12 protein-coding genes and 2 tRNA genes are annotated in these 16,837 nt (G+C 64.9%); 11 read left to right on the top strand and 3 right to left on the bottom strand.

The annotated features are described in order from the left end of the window. Positions 1–110: 110 nt before the first annotated feature. The 3 genes from ARTH_RS12200 to ARTH_RS12190 all read left to right on the top strand — a co-directional run bounded on the left by ARTH_RS12200 (position 111) and on the right by ARTH_RS12190 (position 2,662). Positions 111–1,097, top strand: coding sequence for a hypothetical protein (locus tag ARTH_RS12200; protein ID WP_011692251.1), 987 nt, complete (start codon positions 111–113; stop codon positions 1,095–1,097). A 153-nt stretch (positions 1,098–1,250) separates the two neighbouring features. Further along, positions 1,251–1,745: a ribose-5-phosphate isomerase gene (locus ARTH_RS12195; RefSeq protein WP_011692250.1), complete on the top strand. Its 495-nt coding sequence runs from the start codon at positions 1,251–1,253 to the stop codon at positions 1,743–1,745. Further along, complete coding sequence (locus tag ARTH_RS12190; protein WP_011692249.1) at positions 1,745–2,662, top strand: Fpg/Nei family DNA glycosylase; 918 nt, start codon at positions 1,745–1,747, stop codon at positions 2,660–2,662. Before ARTH_RS12195 ends, ARTH_RS12190 begins: the two co-directional genes overlap by 1 nt. Before the next feature lie 81 nt (positions 2,663–2,743). On the opposite strand, the gene ARTH_RS12185 is transcribed toward ARTH_RS12190, so the two are convergent. Beyond that, positions 2,744–2,817 (bottom strand) — tRNA-Gly (locus ARTH_RS12185). A 157-nt stretch (positions 2,818–2,974) separates the two neighbouring features. Here ARTH_RS12185 and ARTH_RS12180 point away from each other — a divergent pair. The 6 genes from ARTH_RS12180 to ARTH_RS12155 all read left to right on the top strand — a co-directional run bounded on the left by ARTH_RS12180 (position 2,975) and on the right by ARTH_RS12155 (position 8,258). Further along, positions 2,975–3,049, top strand: a tRNA-Pro gene (locus ARTH_RS12180). A 66-nt stretch (positions 3,050–3,115) separates the two neighbouring features. After that, entirely contained in the window at positions 3,116–4,525 is a 1,410-nt protein-coding gene (tig, locus tag ARTH_RS12175) for a trigger factor (RefSeq protein ID WP_011692248.1), read from the top strand. A 256-nt stretch (positions 4,526–4,781) separates the two neighbouring features. Next, a complete protein-coding gene (locus ARTH_RS12170; RefSeq protein WP_011692247.1) occupies positions 4,782–5,393 on the top strand; it encodes an ATP-dependent Clp protease proteolytic subunit in 612 nt (203 codons plus the stop codon). A 36-nt stretch (positions 5,394–5,429) separates the two neighbouring features. Beyond that, complete coding sequence (locus ARTH_RS12165) at positions 5,430–6,089, top strand: ATP-dependent Clp protease proteolytic subunit (RefSeq protein WP_028268993.1); 660 nt, start codon at positions 5,430–5,432, stop codon at positions 6,087–6,089. A 197-nt stretch (positions 6,090–6,286) separates the two neighbouring features. Beyond that, positions 6,287–7,576 (top strand): ATP-dependent Clp protease ATP-binding subunit ClpX, encoded by a 1,290-nt coding sequence (gene clpX / locus ARTH_RS12160; RefSeq protein ID WP_011692245.1) that lies wholly within the window; start codon positions 6,287–6,289, stop codon positions 7,574–7,576. A gap of 67 nt (positions 7,577–7,643) precedes the next feature. Further along, positions 7,644–8,258 carry a mycothiol-dependent nitroreductase Rv2466c family protein gene (locus ARTH_RS12155; protein WP_011692244.1) on the top strand — a complete coding sequence of 205 codons (615 nt, stop codon included), beginning with the start codon at positions 7,644–7,646 and terminating at the stop codon, positions 8,256–8,258. A gap of 399 nt (positions 8,259–8,657) precedes the next feature. Here ARTH_RS12155 and valS read toward each other — a convergent pair whose 3' ends face one another. After that, a complete protein-coding gene (valS, locus tag ARTH_RS12150; protein ID WP_011692243.1) occupies positions 8,658–11,279 on the bottom strand; it encodes a valine--tRNA ligase in 2,622 nt (873 codons plus the stop codon). A gap of 105 nt (positions 11,280–11,384) precedes the next feature. Between valS and ARTH_RS12145 the strand changes: the two genes are divergently transcribed. After that, complete coding sequence (locus ARTH_RS12145; RefSeq protein WP_011692242.1) at positions 11,385–12,146, top strand: SDR family oxidoreductase; 762 nt, start codon at positions 11,385–11,387, stop codon at positions 12,144–12,146. A gap of 8 nt (positions 12,147–12,154) precedes the next feature. Here the strand turns inward: ARTH_RS12145 and ARTH_RS12140 are convergent, their stop codons facing one another. Then, on the bottom strand, positions 12,155–13,180 hold the full coding sequence (locus tag ARTH_RS12140; RefSeq protein ID WP_011692241.1) for an endonuclease/exonuclease/phosphatase family protein: 1,026 nt from the start codon (positions 13,178–13,180) through the stop codon (positions 12,155–12,157). A gap of 326 nt (positions 13,181–13,506) precedes the next feature. On the opposite strand from ARTH_RS12140, the gene ileS reads away from it, so the two are divergent. Continuing rightward, positions 13,507–16,836, top strand: a complete 3,330-nt coding sequence (ileS, locus tag ARTH_RS12135; protein ID WP_011692240.1) for an isoleucine--tRNA ligase — start codon at positions 13,507–13,509, stop codon at positions 16,834–16,836. Position 16,837: the final 1 nt, after the last annotated feature.

Here is a 16,837-nt window from a genome sequence, read left to right as displayed (position 1 = left end):
TTGCCGGCCGGCAACGGTCATCGCCGGCACTGTGAAGTTATTCTTTCACTTCGCCGGGCGATGGCAAGTTAGGTGGATCACGCGGCGCCGGCGCGGAGTAGCGTTGGGGTATGGGAAAGATCAGGGATTCGGTGGACGCCAGGGCACTGCGGTTCGCGATGGTGTTCCCCGTGCTGCTGGCCGCCGCGTTCGTAGTCTGCGCACTCTTGATCCGGCCGGACGTGCCGGACCCCATGGCGGTGCGCTGGACCGAGGCCGGACCGGCCGGTTTTGCGCCGTTCTCCGCCTTTGTGACCTTCGGGGGCCTGATCGTAGTGCTGGTGGGCTGGCTAGTCCTGGGGCAGGCCGTACCGCTGAGCAGGCCCGCCGTCATGCGGCGTCTCATGATGGGCGCCGGGCTGACGGTCAGCCTCTTCGTCACCACGGTGCTGGCTGCAGTGCTCGTGGGCCAGGCGGGAATCGCAGACGTCCGCGAAGCCCGGGTGGACATGACTGTCCTTGCCCTCGGGAGCGGGGCCGCCCTGCCCCTCGGCGTCATCATGGGCTTCGTTTTCAAGGCGGACGAGCGGTGGTCGGTGGACGATGACCGTGCTGTGCGGGCTGCCTTGGACCGCGAAATCGACCCTGAGCTGGCGGCGGATTCAGTCCACATGTGGGTCCATGCGCGCAGTTCCGTGTTTGTGATGCTGGGCGTCGCCTCGCTCTTTCCGGCAGCCCTGGTCTCCATCGCCGTCCCGTGGCTGGGTGCGCTCCTCGTGGCGCTGGCGGTGCTGGCAGCCGCCTTCCTCTTCGCCAGGGTCATCGTTGACCGGAGCGGGTTGCGGGTATTCGCCGCAGGGTTCGTCCGCGTGATGGAAGTCCCGGCGTCGGCCATTTCCTCCGCAACGCCCGCAGTTGTCCGTGCCGCAGACTACGGCGGCTGGGGCTACCGACACCACGGCGGAACCACTGCCATGCTGGTCAGCAGCGGACCCGCCGTCGTGGTCAACCGCGCGGACGGCAAGAAGATGGCCATCAGCGGCGGCAGCGCCGATTCCGCCGAAAAGGTGGCCGCCGTACTCTCCCGCGTGGCCGCCCGGGCCCGCGGCGAGAAGTAGCCCCCGCAATCCTGATCCGAACGCCTGGTGCACCTACCGGCGTCCGCAGAGTGTTCATGGCAGGCAGCCGGCGCCCGCAGGCTAGTACGCTTGGATCCGACCCCCGAAGCAGCCCGGAAGCCTACCGGTGCTTATGACTGAACGGACATTGCCGTGACCACATCTTCCGACTTCCCGCGCGTCCACATCGCCACAGACCACGCCGGCATGGAGCTCAGCGCCCATCTGGTAACCCACCTCACGGCCAAGGGCTACACCGTGGTGGACCACGGGCCCAAGGTCTATGACGCACTGGACGATTACCCGTCCTTCTGCATCAACGCGGCGCTTGCCGTCGTGGCGGACCAGGCGGCGGGAATCAACGCCCTGGGTATCGTGCTCGGCGGCTCGGGGAACGGCGAGCAGATCGCCGCAAACAAGGTCAAGGGTGTCCGTGCGGCGCTTGCCTGGAACCTGTCCACGGCAACCCTGGCCCGCGAGCACAACGATGCCAACGTCGTTGCGGTCGGCGGCCGGCAGCACAGCGTGGACGAAGCGACGGAAATCATCGAAGCCTTCCTGCGGGAACCATTCAGCAACGATGAACGGCACGTGCGCCGCATCGGCAAGATCGCGGCCTACGAGAACACCGGCGAGGTTATCGCCTAGTGCCTGAGGGGCACTCGGTCCACCGGCTGGCCCGCCAGTTCGCGGACGTCTTCGCTGGCCAGCGCCTCGCCGTTTCCAGTCCGCAGGGCCGGTTCGCCGACGGCGCGGCGCTGCTGGATGCCCGCACCTTGCTCGGCACGGTGGCCCACGGGAAGCACATGTTCCTGCATTTCGACAACGGGCTCGCCCTGCATGTGCACCTGGGCCTCTATGGCGCTTGGGATTTCGGCGGTGACGCCACCTTCCGGGGCGCGTCCAGCATCGGCGCACCCCGGAAGGTTGGGGAGAGGGAAGTGTTCGACGACGGCGCAACGGACCCCGCGGCCGGCGGCGGACCGGGATACACAGGGCCGCCTGCGCCGGTGGGCGCCGTCCGTGTCCGCCTTGCAGGCGCCCACGGCTGGGCGGACCTCAGGGGTGCCACCACGTGCCACGCCATCACGGAGGCCGAGGCCGACGCTGTCCTGGCCCGGCTGGGGCCCGATCCGTTGCGGAACCTTCCCGGGGACAAGGACGGTTTCGTTGCCGGTCTCCGCGCACGCAAGACGCCCCTCGCGGCGTTGCTGATGGACCAGAAGGTGATAGCCGGCGTCGGGAACGTCTACCGCGCCGAACTGCTCTTCCGCCAGGGCCTGGATCCCTGGCTGCCAGGACGCTCCCTGGACGCGGAGGCGGCGGGCGGTCTCTGGGAGGACACTGTCGCCATGATGTCCGACGGCGTCCGCGACGGCAGGATCATCACCACGCCTCCCCGCTACTGGACGGAACCCGCGGCCGGCCTGCCGGCACCCGGCGAGTCCCACTTCGTCTACCGGCGGCACGGCCTCGACTGCCGGATCTGCGGTTCGCCGGTGGCCCTGACGGACCTTGGCGCGCGCAAGCTCTACTGGTGCCCCGTGTGCCAACAGGGATCCTGACGAAACAAAAGAGCCCCTCCGGAGAGGGGCTCTTTTGTTGTCCTGCGTGGTGGTCCCTGGAACGTTCCTGCGGGACTGTCCTGGAGGGGACGACGGGAATCGAACCCGCGTAATCAGTTTGGAAGACTGAGGCTTTACCATTAAGCTACGTCCCCGTGGAAAGGCATCCGGCCGTGCTGCTGATCCGCAGGGGCTGTTGGTGCATTTCTTCCGGTCGGCTGCTCGAGCCGGATATAACTAAACCTAATTCAGGGCCCCAGTGTCAAATGTGCATATCCGGCCGTTATGACCGTAGACTGTTCTGTGCACTTACGGGGTGTAGCTCAGCTTGGCTAGAGCGCCTGCTTTGGGAGCAGGAAGTCGCAGGTTCAAATCCTGTCACCCCGACTCTGCAGCTTGTCAGATCATCGTGTTTGCAGAACCCCATCCCACAAAACCAGGAGTACTTAGACTGTGAAGAGCGCTGTCGAGAACCTCACCCCCACGCGGGTCAAGCTCAATGTTGAGGTCCCCTTTGAGGAATTGAAGCCCAGCATCGATGAGGCATACAAGACTGTTGCTTCGCAGATCCAGGTCCCTGGCTTCCGCAAGGGCAAGGTCCCCGCAAAGCTGATCGACCAGCGCGTTGGCCGCGGCTACGTGCTGGAAACCGCCATCAATGAAGGCCTCAACGGCTGGTACCAGGAGGCTGTCCAGGAGACTGGCATCCGCCCGCTGAGCCGTCCCGAGGTTGAAATCACCGAGGTCCCGGATCCCACTGCGACCGACGGCGAACTCAAGTTCCATGCCGAAGTTGACGTCCGTCCCGAGATCGAACTGCCTGACTACTCGGGCATCAAGGTCGAGGTGGCCGCTGCTGAGTCCTCCGAGGCAGACGTTGACAAGGCCCTCGACGAGCTTCGCGGCCGTTTCGGCACGCTGAAGTCCGTGGATCGTCCGGCCGCCGACGGCGACTTCCTGACGATCGATATCACCGCTTCGATCGATGGCGCCGAAGTTGATTCCGCTTCCGGCCTGTCCTACCAGGTTGGCGCCGGCACCATGCTCGAAGGCCTGGACGAGGCTGTAACCGGCCTCAGCGCCGATGAGGACGCCATCTTCGACACCACCCTCGTGGGCGGTGACCACGCCGGCGAAGCTGCCCAGGTCAAGGTAGTGGTCAAGTCCGTCAAGGAGCGCGAGCTTCCCGAGGCTGACGACGACTTCGCCCAGCTGGCATCCGAGTTCGACACGCTGGCCGAACTGCGCGAGGACCTCGCCAAGCAGGCTGCCGAATCCAAGGTTGTTGAGCAGGGTGTCGAAGCGCGCGACAAGGTCCTGGACAAGCTCGTTGAGCTCGTTGAGGTTCCCGTTCCCGCTTCGGTTGTCGAAGAGCAGCTGGAGCAGCACTTCAAGGCTGAGAACTCCCACGGCGACGGCGAGCACGACACCGAAGAGCACCGCGCCGAGGTCAAGGCCAACACTGAGCGGGCCTTCCAGAACGAGATCATCCTTGACGCCATCGCTGACAAGGAAGAAGTCGGAGTCAGCCAGAACGAGCTGATCGATTACATCGTCACCACTGCCAGCCAGTACGGCATGGACCCGAACCAGTTCGCCCAGATCATCGATCAGTCCGGCCAGGTTCCCATGATGGTTTCCGAGGTTCGCCGCCGCAAGGCACTGGCCGTCGTGTTGGGCCAGGCCGAGGTCACGGACTCTGAAGGCAACAAGGTTGACCTGAGCGACTTCGTCCGCCCCGGCGGCGAAGAGGAGGCCGCTGAGGCTGAAGCAGCCCCCGCCGTCGACAGCGACGCCGTTGAAGGCGAAGCTGCCACCGAAGAAGCTGCGCCGAGCGACGATCCGGCAGCAGTGAAGTTCTAGCACGTGTTGCACGGAAGTCCCCGGATCCCTGATCCGGGGGCTTCCTCCGTTTAACCCCGGAATTGCGGCTGTGTCGTGCTCTGCGGTGCGGTTGCGGGCAATCGTGCGCCGTCAGCGAACAGCGCGATCCGTGAGAACAAAACGGCCGCCAAACCGGTTAGTGTCCAAGTAGTGATTTTCAGTGACGTCGTCCCGTGACGTCACCGTCGCCAGCGAGAGGTAAGTACATATGTCACAGCAAGCAGGGGCCCCCCGGATGGCTACTGTCGATCCGGCAGCCCAGGACAACTACATCTACAACCGCCTGCTGAAAGAGCGAATCATCTGGCTCGGCTCCGAGGTCCGCGATGAAAACGCCAACGCCATCTGCTCGCAGTTGCTGCTGCTGTCCGCGGAGAACCCCGATAAGGACATCTACCTTTACATCAACTCGCCGGGCGGCTCTGTTACGGCAGGCATGGCCATCTACGACACGATGCAGTTCATCCCGAACGACGTCGTCACCGTCGCCACCGGCCTCGCTGCATCCATGGGCCAGTTCCTGCTGTCCTCGGGCACCAAGGGCAAGCGCTACGCCACCCCCAACGCCCGTATCCTGATGCACCAGCCGTCCGGCGGCATCGGCGGTACGGCCTCGGACATCAAAATCCAGGCTGAGCTCATCCTGCACATGAAGAAGGTCATGGCGGAACTCACCGCCGACCAGACCGGCCAGACCGTGGAAACCATCCTCAAGGACAACGACCGCGACAAGTGGTTCACGGCACCCGAAGCCCTTGAGTACGGCTTCTTCGACAAGATCGCCGCGCACGCGGGATCTGTGGCCGGCGGCGGCGGAACTCAAAACGCCAGCGGCTCGGAAAAGTAACCGGGGTAGACAGAAATGATTCCAGGAGAAATGAACATGAACTACAATTTCGGATCGTCTGCCGGGAACCTGCCCACCAGCCGCTACGTGCTGCCGCAGTTCGAGGAGCGTACCCCTTACGGCTTCAAGCGCCAGGACCCGTACACCAAGCTTTTTGAGGACCGGATCATCTTCCTCGGTGTGCAGGTGGACGACGCCTCCGCCGACGACGTCATGGCGCAGCTGCTGGTGCTGGAGTCCACGGACCCGGACCGCGACATCACGCTGTACATCAACTCTCCGGGCGGCTCCTTCACCGCCATGACGGCGATCTACGACACCATGCAGTACATCCGTCCCGAGATCCAGACGGTGTGCCTGGGCCAGGCTGCAAGCGCCGCAGCCGTCCTGCTGGCGGCCGGTACGCCGGGCAAGCGCCTGGCACTGCCCAACGCCCGCGTATTGATCCACCAGCCGGCACTGTCCGGCGGCCAGGGCGGCCAGGCCTCGGACCTCGAGATCCAGGCCGCGGAAGTCATGCGGATGCGCTCCTGGCTCGAAGACACGCTGGCCAAGCACTCGGGCCGGACGTCCGAGCAGGTCAACAACGACATCGAGCGGGACAAGATCCTGACCGCCGCAGAGGCGCAGTCCTACGGGCTCATCGACCAGGTCCTTGATTCCCGCAAGATCAAGCCGCAGGCTATCAGCAGGTAATCAGCACGACATGCGGAGCCGGTGCGGTTCATGAAAAATGGACCGCACCGGCTTTCGCTTTCAATGCGTAAGGTTCCACCTCTCAGGCCGAATGTGACCTAGAGTGGAAGATGTCACGGCCGGACCTCCCGGACCCACCGTGATTCCAGCAACCGGTGCAGTGCTGCGGTAGCAGCAGGATACTAAGGGGTTCACATATGGCTCGGATTGGCGAGAGCACGGATCTGCTGAAGTGCTCTTTCTGCGGAAAGAGCCAGAAGCAGGTGCGAAAGCTCATTGCCGGGCCCGGCGTCTACATCTGCGACGAGTGCATTGAGCTCTGCAACGAGATCATTGAAGAGGAACTCGCGGAAGTAGCGGACCTTGGCAGCTTCGAACTGCCCAAGCCGCGCGAAATCTACGATTTCCTGCAGGAATACGTCATCGGCCAGGAACCGGCCAAGCGTTCCCTCGCCGTCGCGGTGTACAACCATTACAAGCGGATCCAGGCCGGCCACGCCCCGAAGAGCGGCAGCCTCGCCGAAGGCGTCCATCACGACGACGTCGAGATCGCCAAATCGAACATCCTCCTGATCGGCCCCACCGGTTGCGGTAAGACCTACCTGGCCCAGACCCTCGCCCGGCGCCTCAACGTACCGTTTGCCGTCGCGGACGCTACGGCGCTGACCGAGGCCGGGTACGTGGGCGAGGACGTGGAGAACATCCTCCTGAAGCTCATCCAGGCCGCTGACTACGACGTCAAGAAGGCCGAGCAGGGCATCATCTACATCGACGAGATCGACAAGATCTCCCGAAAGAGCGAAAACCCTTCCATCACCCGGGATGTCTCCGGCGAGGGCGTGCAGCAGGCCCTCCTGAAGATCCTGGAAGGCACGGTGGCCTCGGTGCCCCCGCAGGGCGGCCGGAAACACCCGCACCAGGAATTCATCCAGATCGACACCACCAATGTGCTGTTCATTGTCGCGGGGGCCTTCGCCGGGCTCGAGGACATCATCGGCTCCCGTTCCGGCCGCAAGGGCATAGGCTTCGGCGCTCCGCTGAACGAAGTCAAGAACAACTCCGACTCCTACGGCGAGGTCATGCCGGAAGACCTGCTGAAGTTCGGGCTGATTCCGGAATTCATCGGCCGCCTTCCCGTCATCACCACGGTCTCCAATTTGGACCGGCCGGCCCTGATCCAAATTCTGTCCACGCCGAAGAACGCGCTGGTGAAGCAGTATCAGAAGATGTTCCAGCTGGATGGTGTGGAGCTGCTCTTTGACGACGAAGCGCTGGATGTGATCGCCGACCAGGCCCTGGAACGGGGCACCGGCGCCCGCGGGCTCCGCGCCATCATGGAGGAAGTGCTCCTCCCCGTGATGTTTGATCTCCCCAGCAGGGACGACATCGCCAGCGTTGTTATTACCGCGGATGTGGTGGCAAAGAAGGCGCCGCCCACCATGATCGCCCACGACGTGGTGGCGAAGCGGCGGAATAAATCAGCTTAGTTCATCGCTCTTGGTAGACGTGCGCCTGAAGTGCGCCGTGCCCTGACGACTTTACGAGGAGATTTCCGTGCCTGAAACCACCGTGAGCAAAGCCGACTTCTGGTTCGACCCCCTGTGCCCCTTTGCCTGGATCACGTCCCGCTGGGTGGGCGAGGTGGAGGAAGTGCGCGACATCCAAACTGAATGGCACGTGATGAGCCTTGCAGTCCTCAATGAGGGCCGCGAGCTGGACCCGGGGTACCGCGAGGCCATGGACAAGGCCTGGGGCCCGGTACGCGTCATCATCGCCGCCCGTGAGCAGCACGGCGACCAGGTCATCAAGCCCCTCTATGACGCAATGGGCAGCCTCATCCACGACGGAGGCGAGAAAGATTTCGGCATCGTCATCAGCAAGGCGCTGGCGGAGTGCGGCCTCCCGCCCGGCCTCGCGGCCGAAGCATCCTCAGACGCCTTCGACGCGCAGCTCCGCGCGAGCCACGAAGAGGGCATCTCCCTCGTGGGGCAGGATGTGGGTACGCCCGTAGTGGCCTTCAACGGCACGGCATTCTTTGGCCCGGTGCTGACCCGCATTCCCCGGGGCGAAGAAGCGGGACGCCTGTGGGACGCCGCGGTGACCCTGGCTGCGTACCCGCATTTCTTCGAGATCAAGCGCAGCAGAACAGAAAGTCCCGAATTCAACTGACGTTCCCCCAGACGGCCCCCTGCGGGCCGTGAGAATTACTGCCTTGTAGTTCTTTCGCTACCCTTGCGAATGCCCCCGGGTGGGACAACAATAGTTCTTACCCACTTCGAAAGAAGCGGGACACGGAAACCAAAGATTCAGTGACACGCATCTGACGCAGCCTTCGGCAAAGTCAGAAGCTGGCTACCAGTGACGAGGTAGGAAGACCTGGAATTCCGAGGATTCCGCCAGATTGTCACAGACGTCACGAGACAATCGAAAAAGTCGAAGCCCCACCAACGGCAAAACGCTGATGGGGCTTCCCCTTTGCCCTAAATCAGTAAGGCCGCCGAAGGCAGAAGCCCCACCAGCGTTGAACGCTGATGGGGCTTCATGTGTGTCCGGTAGCCGGGGGACGGGCTAGGCGCCCGGCGCTTCTTCCGGCTGGGCCAGCACAACGTCGCTGACGGTGAGTTCTCCTTCGCCTGCCACAAGGGTCAGTTCGCGAGCATTGGAGGCTGCCTTCAGGTCTGCAAGGCCGGCCTTCAGCTGCGTGGTGAGCGACTCCGTGGCGGTAATCGTCGCGGAGAGCACCTCAGTGCGCTGCTTGACCTTCGCCTCCGATTTGGCCTTGCGGATGCCGCTCAGCGCAATTCCCACAGTCGCGAGCATGGTCGTGTCGCCGTCGGACACCTCCAGGGCGGCCGGCCACTCGGCGCGGTGCACCGAGCCGCTGCGCCACCAGCCCCAGACCTCTTCGGTAGCGAAGGGCAGGAACGGCGCGAACAGCCGCAGCAGAGTATCAAGGGTGGTGGCCAGGGCTGCCAGCACGGACGCCTGCTCGGCCTCGCCTGCGGCACCGTAGGCCCGGTCCTTGATGAGTTCAACGTAGTCGTCCGTGAACTGCCAGAAGAAGCTCTCGCTGATCTGCAGGGCACGGGCGTAGTCGTAGTTCCCAAAGGCCTTGGTGGCCTGTGCCACGACGTCCGAGAGCTGCGCCAGCACGGCGCGGTCCAGCGGGTTCGTGAGCACCGACAGGTCGGCGGAGACCACCGAGTTTTCCGTTGCACCGAGGTTCAGGACGAACTTCGAGGCGTTGAGGAGCTTGATGGCCAGGCGGCGGCCGATCTTCATCTGGGCGATCTCGTAGGCGGTGTCCGCCCCGAGCTTCGCCGAGGCTGCCCAGTAGCGTACGGCGTCCGATCCGTACTCGTTCAGGACATCGGTCGGCACGATCACGTTGCCCTTGGACTTGGACATCTTCTTGCGGTCCGGATCGAGGATCCAGCCGGAGATGGCCGCGTGCTTCCACGGCGCGGTGTTCTGCAGCGCATCGGCACGCACGGCGGTGGAGAACAGCCAGGTCCGGATGATGTCGTGTGCCTGCGGGCGCACGTCAAACGGGTAGACCTTGGCGAAGAGGTCTTCATCCGTGCTCCAGCCGCCCACGATCTGGGGAGTCAGCGAGGACGTGGCCCAGGTGTCGAGGACATCGGCGTCACCGGTGAAGCCGCCGGGCTGATCGCGCTGGGCCTCTTCGTAGCCGGGTGCGGCGTCAGCGGCAGGGTCCACCGGGAGCTGTTCGTCGGTCGGCAGGACCGGGGCGTCATAGTCAGGGTTGCCGTCGGCGTCGAGCGGGTACCAGACCGGCACGGGGACGCCGAAGAAGCGCTGGCGGGACACGAGCCAGTCGCCGTTCAGTCCGGAGATCCAGTTCTCGTAGCGTGAACGCATGAAGGCGGGGTGGAACTCAATCTCGTTGCCGCGGCCGATCAGGCGTTCGCGGCGGTCCTCGTCACGTCCGCCGTTGCGGATGTACCACTGGCGCGACGTCACCACCTCGAGGGGCTTGTCGCCCTTTTCGAAGAAGTTGACCGGGTGCATGATCTTCTTCGGCTCGCCGTCGAGGAGTCCGGCAGCGGTGAGCTGCTCGACGACTGCTTCCTTGGCGCTGAAGACCGTCTTGCCGGCGATAGCCGCGAAGGCTGTGCGGCCTTCCTCGGTGGTGATCCAGTCCGGGGTCTCACCGATGATGCGGCCGTCGCGGCCCACAATGGCTCGGGTGGGAAGCTGGAGTTCGCGCCACCAGGTCACGTCGGTGAGGTCGCCGAAGGTGCAGACCATGGCGATTCCCGAGCCCTTGTCCGCCTTCGCAAGGTGGTGGGCCTTCACTTCCACCTCGACGCCGAACAGGGGAGAGGTGACCTTCTTGCCGAACAGCGGCTGGTACCGCTCGTCGTCGGGGTTTGCCACCAGGGCGGCGCAGGCTGCCAGCAGTTCCGGGCGGGTGGTCTCAATGAAGAGCTTCTCGCCGTCCTCGGTGAAGAACGGGTAGCGGTAGTAGGCGCCTGCGACCTCGCGGTCCTCAAGTTCCGCCTGCGCCACAGCCGTACGGAAGGTGACGTCCCACAATGTGGGGGCCTCGGCCATGTAGGCGTCGCCGGCGGCCAGGTTCGCAAGGAACGCGCGCTGGGAGATGGCCCGTGACTTGTCATCGATGGTCCGGTAGGTGAGGTCCCAGTCAACGGACAGGCCAAGGGTCTGGAACAGGTTCTCGAAGACTTTCTCGTCCTCAACGGCGAGCTCCTCGCACAGCTCGATGAAGTTCCGACGCGAGATGACATCGAAGTCGCGCTGGTTCTTGGCGGGCTCAGCCGGCGGGCGGTAGTCGGCGTCGTAGTGGATGGCCGGATCGCAGCGCACACCGTAATAGTTCTGGACGCGGCGCTCGGTGGGCAGGCCGTTGTCGTCCCAGCCCATCGGGTAAAAGACATTCTTGCCGGTCATGCGCTGGTAGCGCGCCAGGACGTCGGTCTGGGTGTAGGAGAACATGTGGCCCACGTGCAGGGATCCCGACGCAGTGGGCGGGGGAGTGTCGATCGAATAGACCTGCCCCCTGGTGGTCTCCCGGTTGAACTTATAGGTCCCTTCGTCAAGCCAGCGCTGCGTCAAGGCAGCTTCCAACCCCTCCAGGGCGGGCTTGTCCGGAACGTTGATAGGGGCGGTGGTGGGCGTGTCTGTACCCTGATTGTCTTCAGCCATGGAGCAATTGTTTCATGATCTCTTCCCTCGGCCTGCGCCCCGCCCTGCAGTAGCATCCCGTAAGACCGCGTGCGGCTCGACTTCCTGCGACGCTAGGGTGGTGCCATGACTGAGGAAATGCACACGAAAGCAGCAGTAGTTACAGGAGCAAGCACAGGCATCGGCGCGGCCACTGTCCGCGCGCTGCGGGCCGAAGGGTGGACGGTTTTTGCCGTCGCGCGCCGGGCTGACCGGCTCGCTGTGCTTGCCGAGGCCACCGGGGCCACGGCAATTCCGGCGAACATCGTCGACGACGCTGACGTGGAACGCCTCCTCTCCGAGGTGACGCAGGCCGGCGGGATTGACACCCTCATCAACATCGCCGGCGGTGCTCGGGGCGCGGACCGGATCGCGGACGCCAAAACCGAGGACTGGGAATGGATGTTCGACGTAAATGTCTTGGGCACCATGAAACTGACCCGTGCCTTCCTTCCGATGCTGCGGGCCTGCGGGGAAGGGACGGTCCTGAACCTGACTTCGACGGCGGGACTTGCCGCCTACGAGGGCGGCGCCGGCTATAACGCCGCAAAGTTCGCCCAGCACGCCATGACCGGCGCACTGCGGCTGGAAGAAGTGGAAAACAACATCCGGGTCATCGAAGTGGCTCCGGGCCTGGTGCAGACCGAGGAGTTCGCCCTCAACAGGCTGGGCGACGAGGAGGCTGCCGGGAAGGTGTACCAGGGCGTCGAGAAGCCGCTCACGGCCGGAGACGTGGCCGATGTGGTCCGCTACGCTGTCATGGCCCCGCACCACGTCAACCTTGACCAGATCGTGATCCGGCCCGTGGCGCAGGCTGCCAACTACAAGCTCATCCGCAAGCAGGGCTGAGCCGGGGACTACCGGCCCGTCGGCAGGCTCAGCGTCGCGAGCACGGCGGCGTGGTCGGTTCCGGGTACGCGATGGACCGCATACCCGGAAGCGGCGATGCCGGGGCTGGTGACCAGGTGGTCGATGGCAATGCCGGGGAGCCGGTGCCCCTCCATCGGCCAGGTGGGCTCCAGCCGCAAGCCGGCGGCCGTCCCAACATCGACCATCTTCCGGCCGTCCGGCCCGACGTCGAGCAGCGCGCGGAACTCGGCGTGATCGTACGTGGCGTTAAAATCACCGATCAGCAGCCTGTTGCCCGGCCGCACGGACAGTCGGGCGAGGGCAGCCAGGTCGCTGCGCCACTGGTCCACACGCACGTCCACCGGCGGAAGCGCATGGACGTTCGTCACCTCCAGGACCGCCGGCGCTCCGGCGCCTTCCACCGTGAGCCTCACGATCGGCATGTGGAACGGGGTGTCAGGCAGGACGCCCACGGCTTCCAGTCGGTGGGCCGAGTAGATGGCGCTGCCGCCGCCGTCGTCCGTTGGAGAGCTGATCCTGTAGGGCAGCAGGCCGGACAGCCCCGCAGCGGCCAGCCTGTCCTCGAGTGCCCGCGAATGTTCCTGCACCGTCAGCAGCCCCACGCCGTTCTCCCGGACCAGCCGCACAATCCCGGCCGCCTCGGCCTGGCCAAACTCCGAATTGATGGTCATGGCCGTCAGCTTCGCCGCGGGCGCTCCGGCCTCCGTGATGCTCCGGCCGTGGTCCAGCGGGAGCAGCCAGAAGACCTGGGCTGCCGCGAGGGCCGCGGTCACCCAGATGAGAAAACGGCGCCGCCCCGGGATGGCGAGAAGCACTGCGGCGCCGGCCGGAATCAATAGCCATGGAGTGAAGGACAGGAGCTGGACGGCCAGGGTGGGCCACTCCACCGGGACGGCGCGGAACACAGAGAGGACCGCAACCGGCAGGGCCAACAGCACGGCGGCCACCGCCCACACGGCGGACCAACGGCTACGTGGCCGGACTCCGGCAACGGCCCGGGCGGTGAAAGTCATACGCCCGAGTCTAGGCACGCCCCCGGTTACGGAAGAACACCGCAACTCCGGGTAGAATCGAGTATCAGCTTCGACCCGGCCATCACCGGTGAGCTTCCGGAAGAACCTTCGGACCCCTGCAGCGCAGGAACCCGGAGCAGTAGAACCGGACGGGTAAGCCCGTCACAGCAGCAATGAGCGGCCGACGCCGGTGCTCCCTCAAACGGGGGTGCGGCGACGGTAAGTGAGGTGGTACCGCGGTGCCGGTGCTGTTGCAAAACAGCGTACGGGCCGTCCTCGCATCCTGAATGATCCACTTGTTCACTAGCTCAACCCAGGATGTCGAGATGACCTATTACCCCAAGGCCTCAGCCGCACCGTCAGGCACCAGCAGCGTTTCCGCCTCTGTGAAGTTCCCGGAGATCGAAGAGCGCATCCTCAAGTACTGGGACCAGGACGGCACCTTCCAGGCGAGCATCGACCAGCGCGAAGCCGGCACAGACGGGTCCAACGAATTTGTCTTCTACGACGGCCCGCCCTTCGCCAACGGCCTGCCGCACTACGGCCACCTGCTGACCGGCTACGCCAAGGACTTGGTGGGCCGCTACCAGACCCAGCGTGGCCGCCGTGTCGAGCGCCGGTTCGGCTGGGACACCCACGGGCTCCCCGCCGAGCTGGAAGCAATGAAGCAGCTGGGCATGACGGACAAGACCCAGATCGAGGCCATGGGCATCGACAAGTTCAACGACGCCTGCCGCGCTTCCGTGATGAAGTACGCGGACGAGTGGAAGAGCTACGTCACCCGCCAGGCCCGCTGGGTGGACTTCGACAACGACTACAAGACGCTCAATGTCGAGTACATGGAGTCAGTGCTCTGGGCCTTCAAGCAGCTGCACGAAAAGGGCCTGACCTACAACGGCTACCGCGTCCTGCCGTACTGCTGGAAGGACGAGACGCCGCTGTCCAACCATGAGCTGCGCATGGATGACGACGTGTACAAGAACCGCCAGGACCAGACCGTTACGGTCACCTTCCCCATCACGGCTGGGGAGTCGGAACTGTCCCGGCAGCTTGCCGGAGTCCAGGCCCTCGCCTGGACCACCACGCCGTGGACACTGCCCACCAACCTGGCGCTCGCCGTCGGGCCGTCCATCACCTATGCGGTGCTTCCGGCCGGACCCAACGGCATCAAAGCGGCGTCCCCGGATGCCCCGGTCGGAGGCAGCTTCCTGCTCGCCGCGGACCTGCTGGGCGCCTACGCCAAGGACCTTGGCTACGGCGACGGCACCGCCGGCGTTGAGGAGGCGGAAGCCGCAGTCACCGCCACGTACACCGGCGCCGAACTTGCCGGCCTGGCGTACCAGCCGCTCTGGAACGACTTCAGCGATACCGAAAAGTACGGCACAGAGAATGCCTGGCGCTTCCTGGTGGCGGACTACGTCACCACCACCGACGGCACCGGCATCGTCCACCAGGCGCCCGCCTACGGTGAGGACGACCAGAAGGTCTGTGAAGAGGCCGGCATCCCCGTGGTGCTGTCCGTGGACGAGGGCGCCAAGTTCCTGCCGCTCTTCTCTCACGGCGAGCTGCACGACATCGTTGGGCTGCAGGTGTTCGAAGCCAACAAGCCCATCACCCAGGTGCTGCGCGCCCAGGGCCGCCTGGTCCGCCAGGCCAGCTATGAGCACAGCTACCCGCACTGCTGGCGCTGCCGTAACCCGCTGATCTACCGTGCCGTGTCCTCCTGGTACGTGGAGGTCACCAAGTTCAAGGACCGCATGTCCGAGCTGAACCAGGAGATCAACTGGATCCCCGGCAACGTCAAGGACGGCCAGTTCGGCAAGTGGCTGGCCAACGCCCGCGACTGGTCCATCAGCCGCAACCGCTACTGGGGCAGCCCCATCCCGGTGTGGCAGTCCAGCGACCCCGAATACCCGCGCACCGACGTCTACGGCTCGCTCGCCGAGATCGAAGCCGACTTCGGCCGGCTCCCCTTGAACAAGGACGGGCAGGTTGACCTGCACCGGCCGTTCATCGACGAACTCGTGCGCCCCAACCCGGATGACCCCCGCACGCCGGAAGAAGGACAGTCAGTGATGCGCCGCGTCGAGGACGTCCTGGACGTCTGGTTCGACTCCGGTTCCATGCCCTACGGCCAGGTTCACTACCCGTTCGAAAACGAGCAGTGGTTCGACACGCACAACCCGGCGGACTTCATCGTCGAGTACATAGGCCAGACCCGCGGCTGGTTCTACATGCTGCACATCCTCTCCACTGCGCTGTTCGACCGGCCTGCCTTCCGCAACGTCATCAGCCACGGCATCGTGCTGGGCTCGGACGGGCAGAAGATGTCCAAGAGCCTGCGCAACTACCCGGACGTCTCCGAGGTCCTGGACCGCGACGGCTCCGACGCCATGCGCTGGTTCCTGATGTCCAGTCCCATCCTTCGCGGCGGCAACCTTGTGGTCACCGAGCAGGGCATCCGCGACGGCGTCCGCCAGGTCATCCTGCCGCTCTGGAACGTGTACAGCTTCTTCACGCTGTACACGAATGCCGCGGATGGGGGACGCGGTTATGACGCCAGGCTGCGCTACGACGGCTACGCAGACACCCTGGACCAATACCTGATGGCCAACACCGGGGACCTGGTCCGGAACATGACCGCGCAGCTGGACGGCTACGACATCTCCGGCGCCTGCGACGAACTGCGCAGCTACCTGGACATGCTCACCAACTGGTACGTCCGCCGCAGCCGCCAGCGCTTCTTCGACGAGAGCGTTGACGCCTTCGACGCGCTGTACACCGCGCTGGAAACTGTCTCCCGCGTGGCCGCATCCCTGTTGCCGCTGGTTTCCGAGGAGATCTGGCGCGGCCTCACCGGCGGGCGTTCGGTGCACCTGGCCGACTGGCCGGACGCCGGCCTGTTCCCGGCCAACCCGGAACTCGTTGAGGCCATGGACCGGGTCCAGCAGATCTGCTCCACCGGATCCTCGCTGCGCAAGGCCGCCAACCTGCGGGTGCGCCTGCCGTTGCAGGAGCTCACTGTTGTGGCACCCGGCGCGGACGCGCTGGAAGGCTTCGCCGCCGTCGTCGCCGATGAACTGAACCTGCGTTCCGTCCGCCTGCTCGACGCCGAGAGCGCCTCACCGGAGGAGTTCGGCATCGAACAGAAGCTCGTGGTCAACGCCCGGGCCGCGGGCCCGCGCCTGGGGAAGAACGTCCAGCAGGCCATCAAGGGCTCCAAGTCCGGTGACTGGTCTGTTTCGGAAGCTGGTGTGGTGACGGCCGGCGGGCTCGAGTTGGAGCCGCAGGAATACACGCTGGAGACCGTTGTGGCGGAAGCGGCGGAAGGCGAAGGATCCCGCGCGGCGGCGGTCCTGCCCGGCGGCGGTTTTGTGGTCCTCAATACTGAGGTCACTCCGGAACTGGAAGCTGAGGGTGCCGCCCGCGACATGGTCCGCGCCATCCAGCAGGCCCGCAAGGACGCCGGACTCAACGTGAGCGACCGGATTCACACCACTGTTACCGCGAAGCAGGACGTCGTCGACGCTTTGCTGGCGAACGCAGAGCTCGTCAAGACCGAAACACTGACGGTAAAGCTGGACACCGTCCCGGCCGATGTACGTGAACCGCAGATCAGTGTTGTCAAGACCGCGGCAGAAAAAGTAGAGGCCTAAG

It is taken from the genome of Arthrobacter sp. FB24 (assembly GCF_000196235.1).
In the GTDB taxonomy this organism is placed as follows: Bacteria; Actinomycetota; Actinomycetes; order Actinomycetales; family Micrococcaceae; genus Arthrobacter.
The sequence above is the reverse complement of the archived record's forward strand: the minus strand, read 5'-3'. Positions and strand labels throughout refer to the sequence as shown.

Bases quoted from the DNA above. Each gene is read 5' to 3' on its own strand.
- ARTH_RS12145 (WP_011692242.1), top strand. From the start codon at position 11,385: ATGACTGAGGAAATGCACACGAAAGCAGCAGTAGTTACAGGAGCAAGC.
- ARTH_RS12140 (WP_011692241.1), bottom strand. From the start codon at position 13,180: ATGACTTTCACCGCCCGGGCCGTTGCCGGAGTCCGGCCACGTAGCCGT.
- ARTH_RS12200 (WP_011692251.1), top strand. From the start codon at position 111: ATGGGAAAGATCAGGGATTCGGTGGACGCCAGGGCACTGCGGTTCGCG.
- ARTH_RS12170 (WP_011692247.1), top strand. From the start codon at position 4,782: ATGGCTACTGTCGATCCGGCAGCCCAGGACAACTACATCTACAACCGC.
- clpX (WP_011692245.1), top strand. From the start codon at position 6,287: ATGGCTCGGATTGGCGAGAGCACGGATCTGCTGAAGTGCTCTTTCTGC.
- ARTH_RS12165 (WP_028268993.1), top strand. From the start codon at position 5,430: ATGAACTACAATTTCGGATCGTCTGCCGGGAACCTGCCCACCAGCCGC.
- ileS (WP_011692240.1), top strand. From the start codon at position 13,507: ATGACCTATTACCCCAAGGCCTCAGCCGCACCGTCAGGCACCAGCAGC.
- valS (WP_011692243.1), bottom strand. From the start codon at position 11,279: ATGGCTGAAGACAATCAGGGTACAGACACGCCCACCACCGCCCCTATC.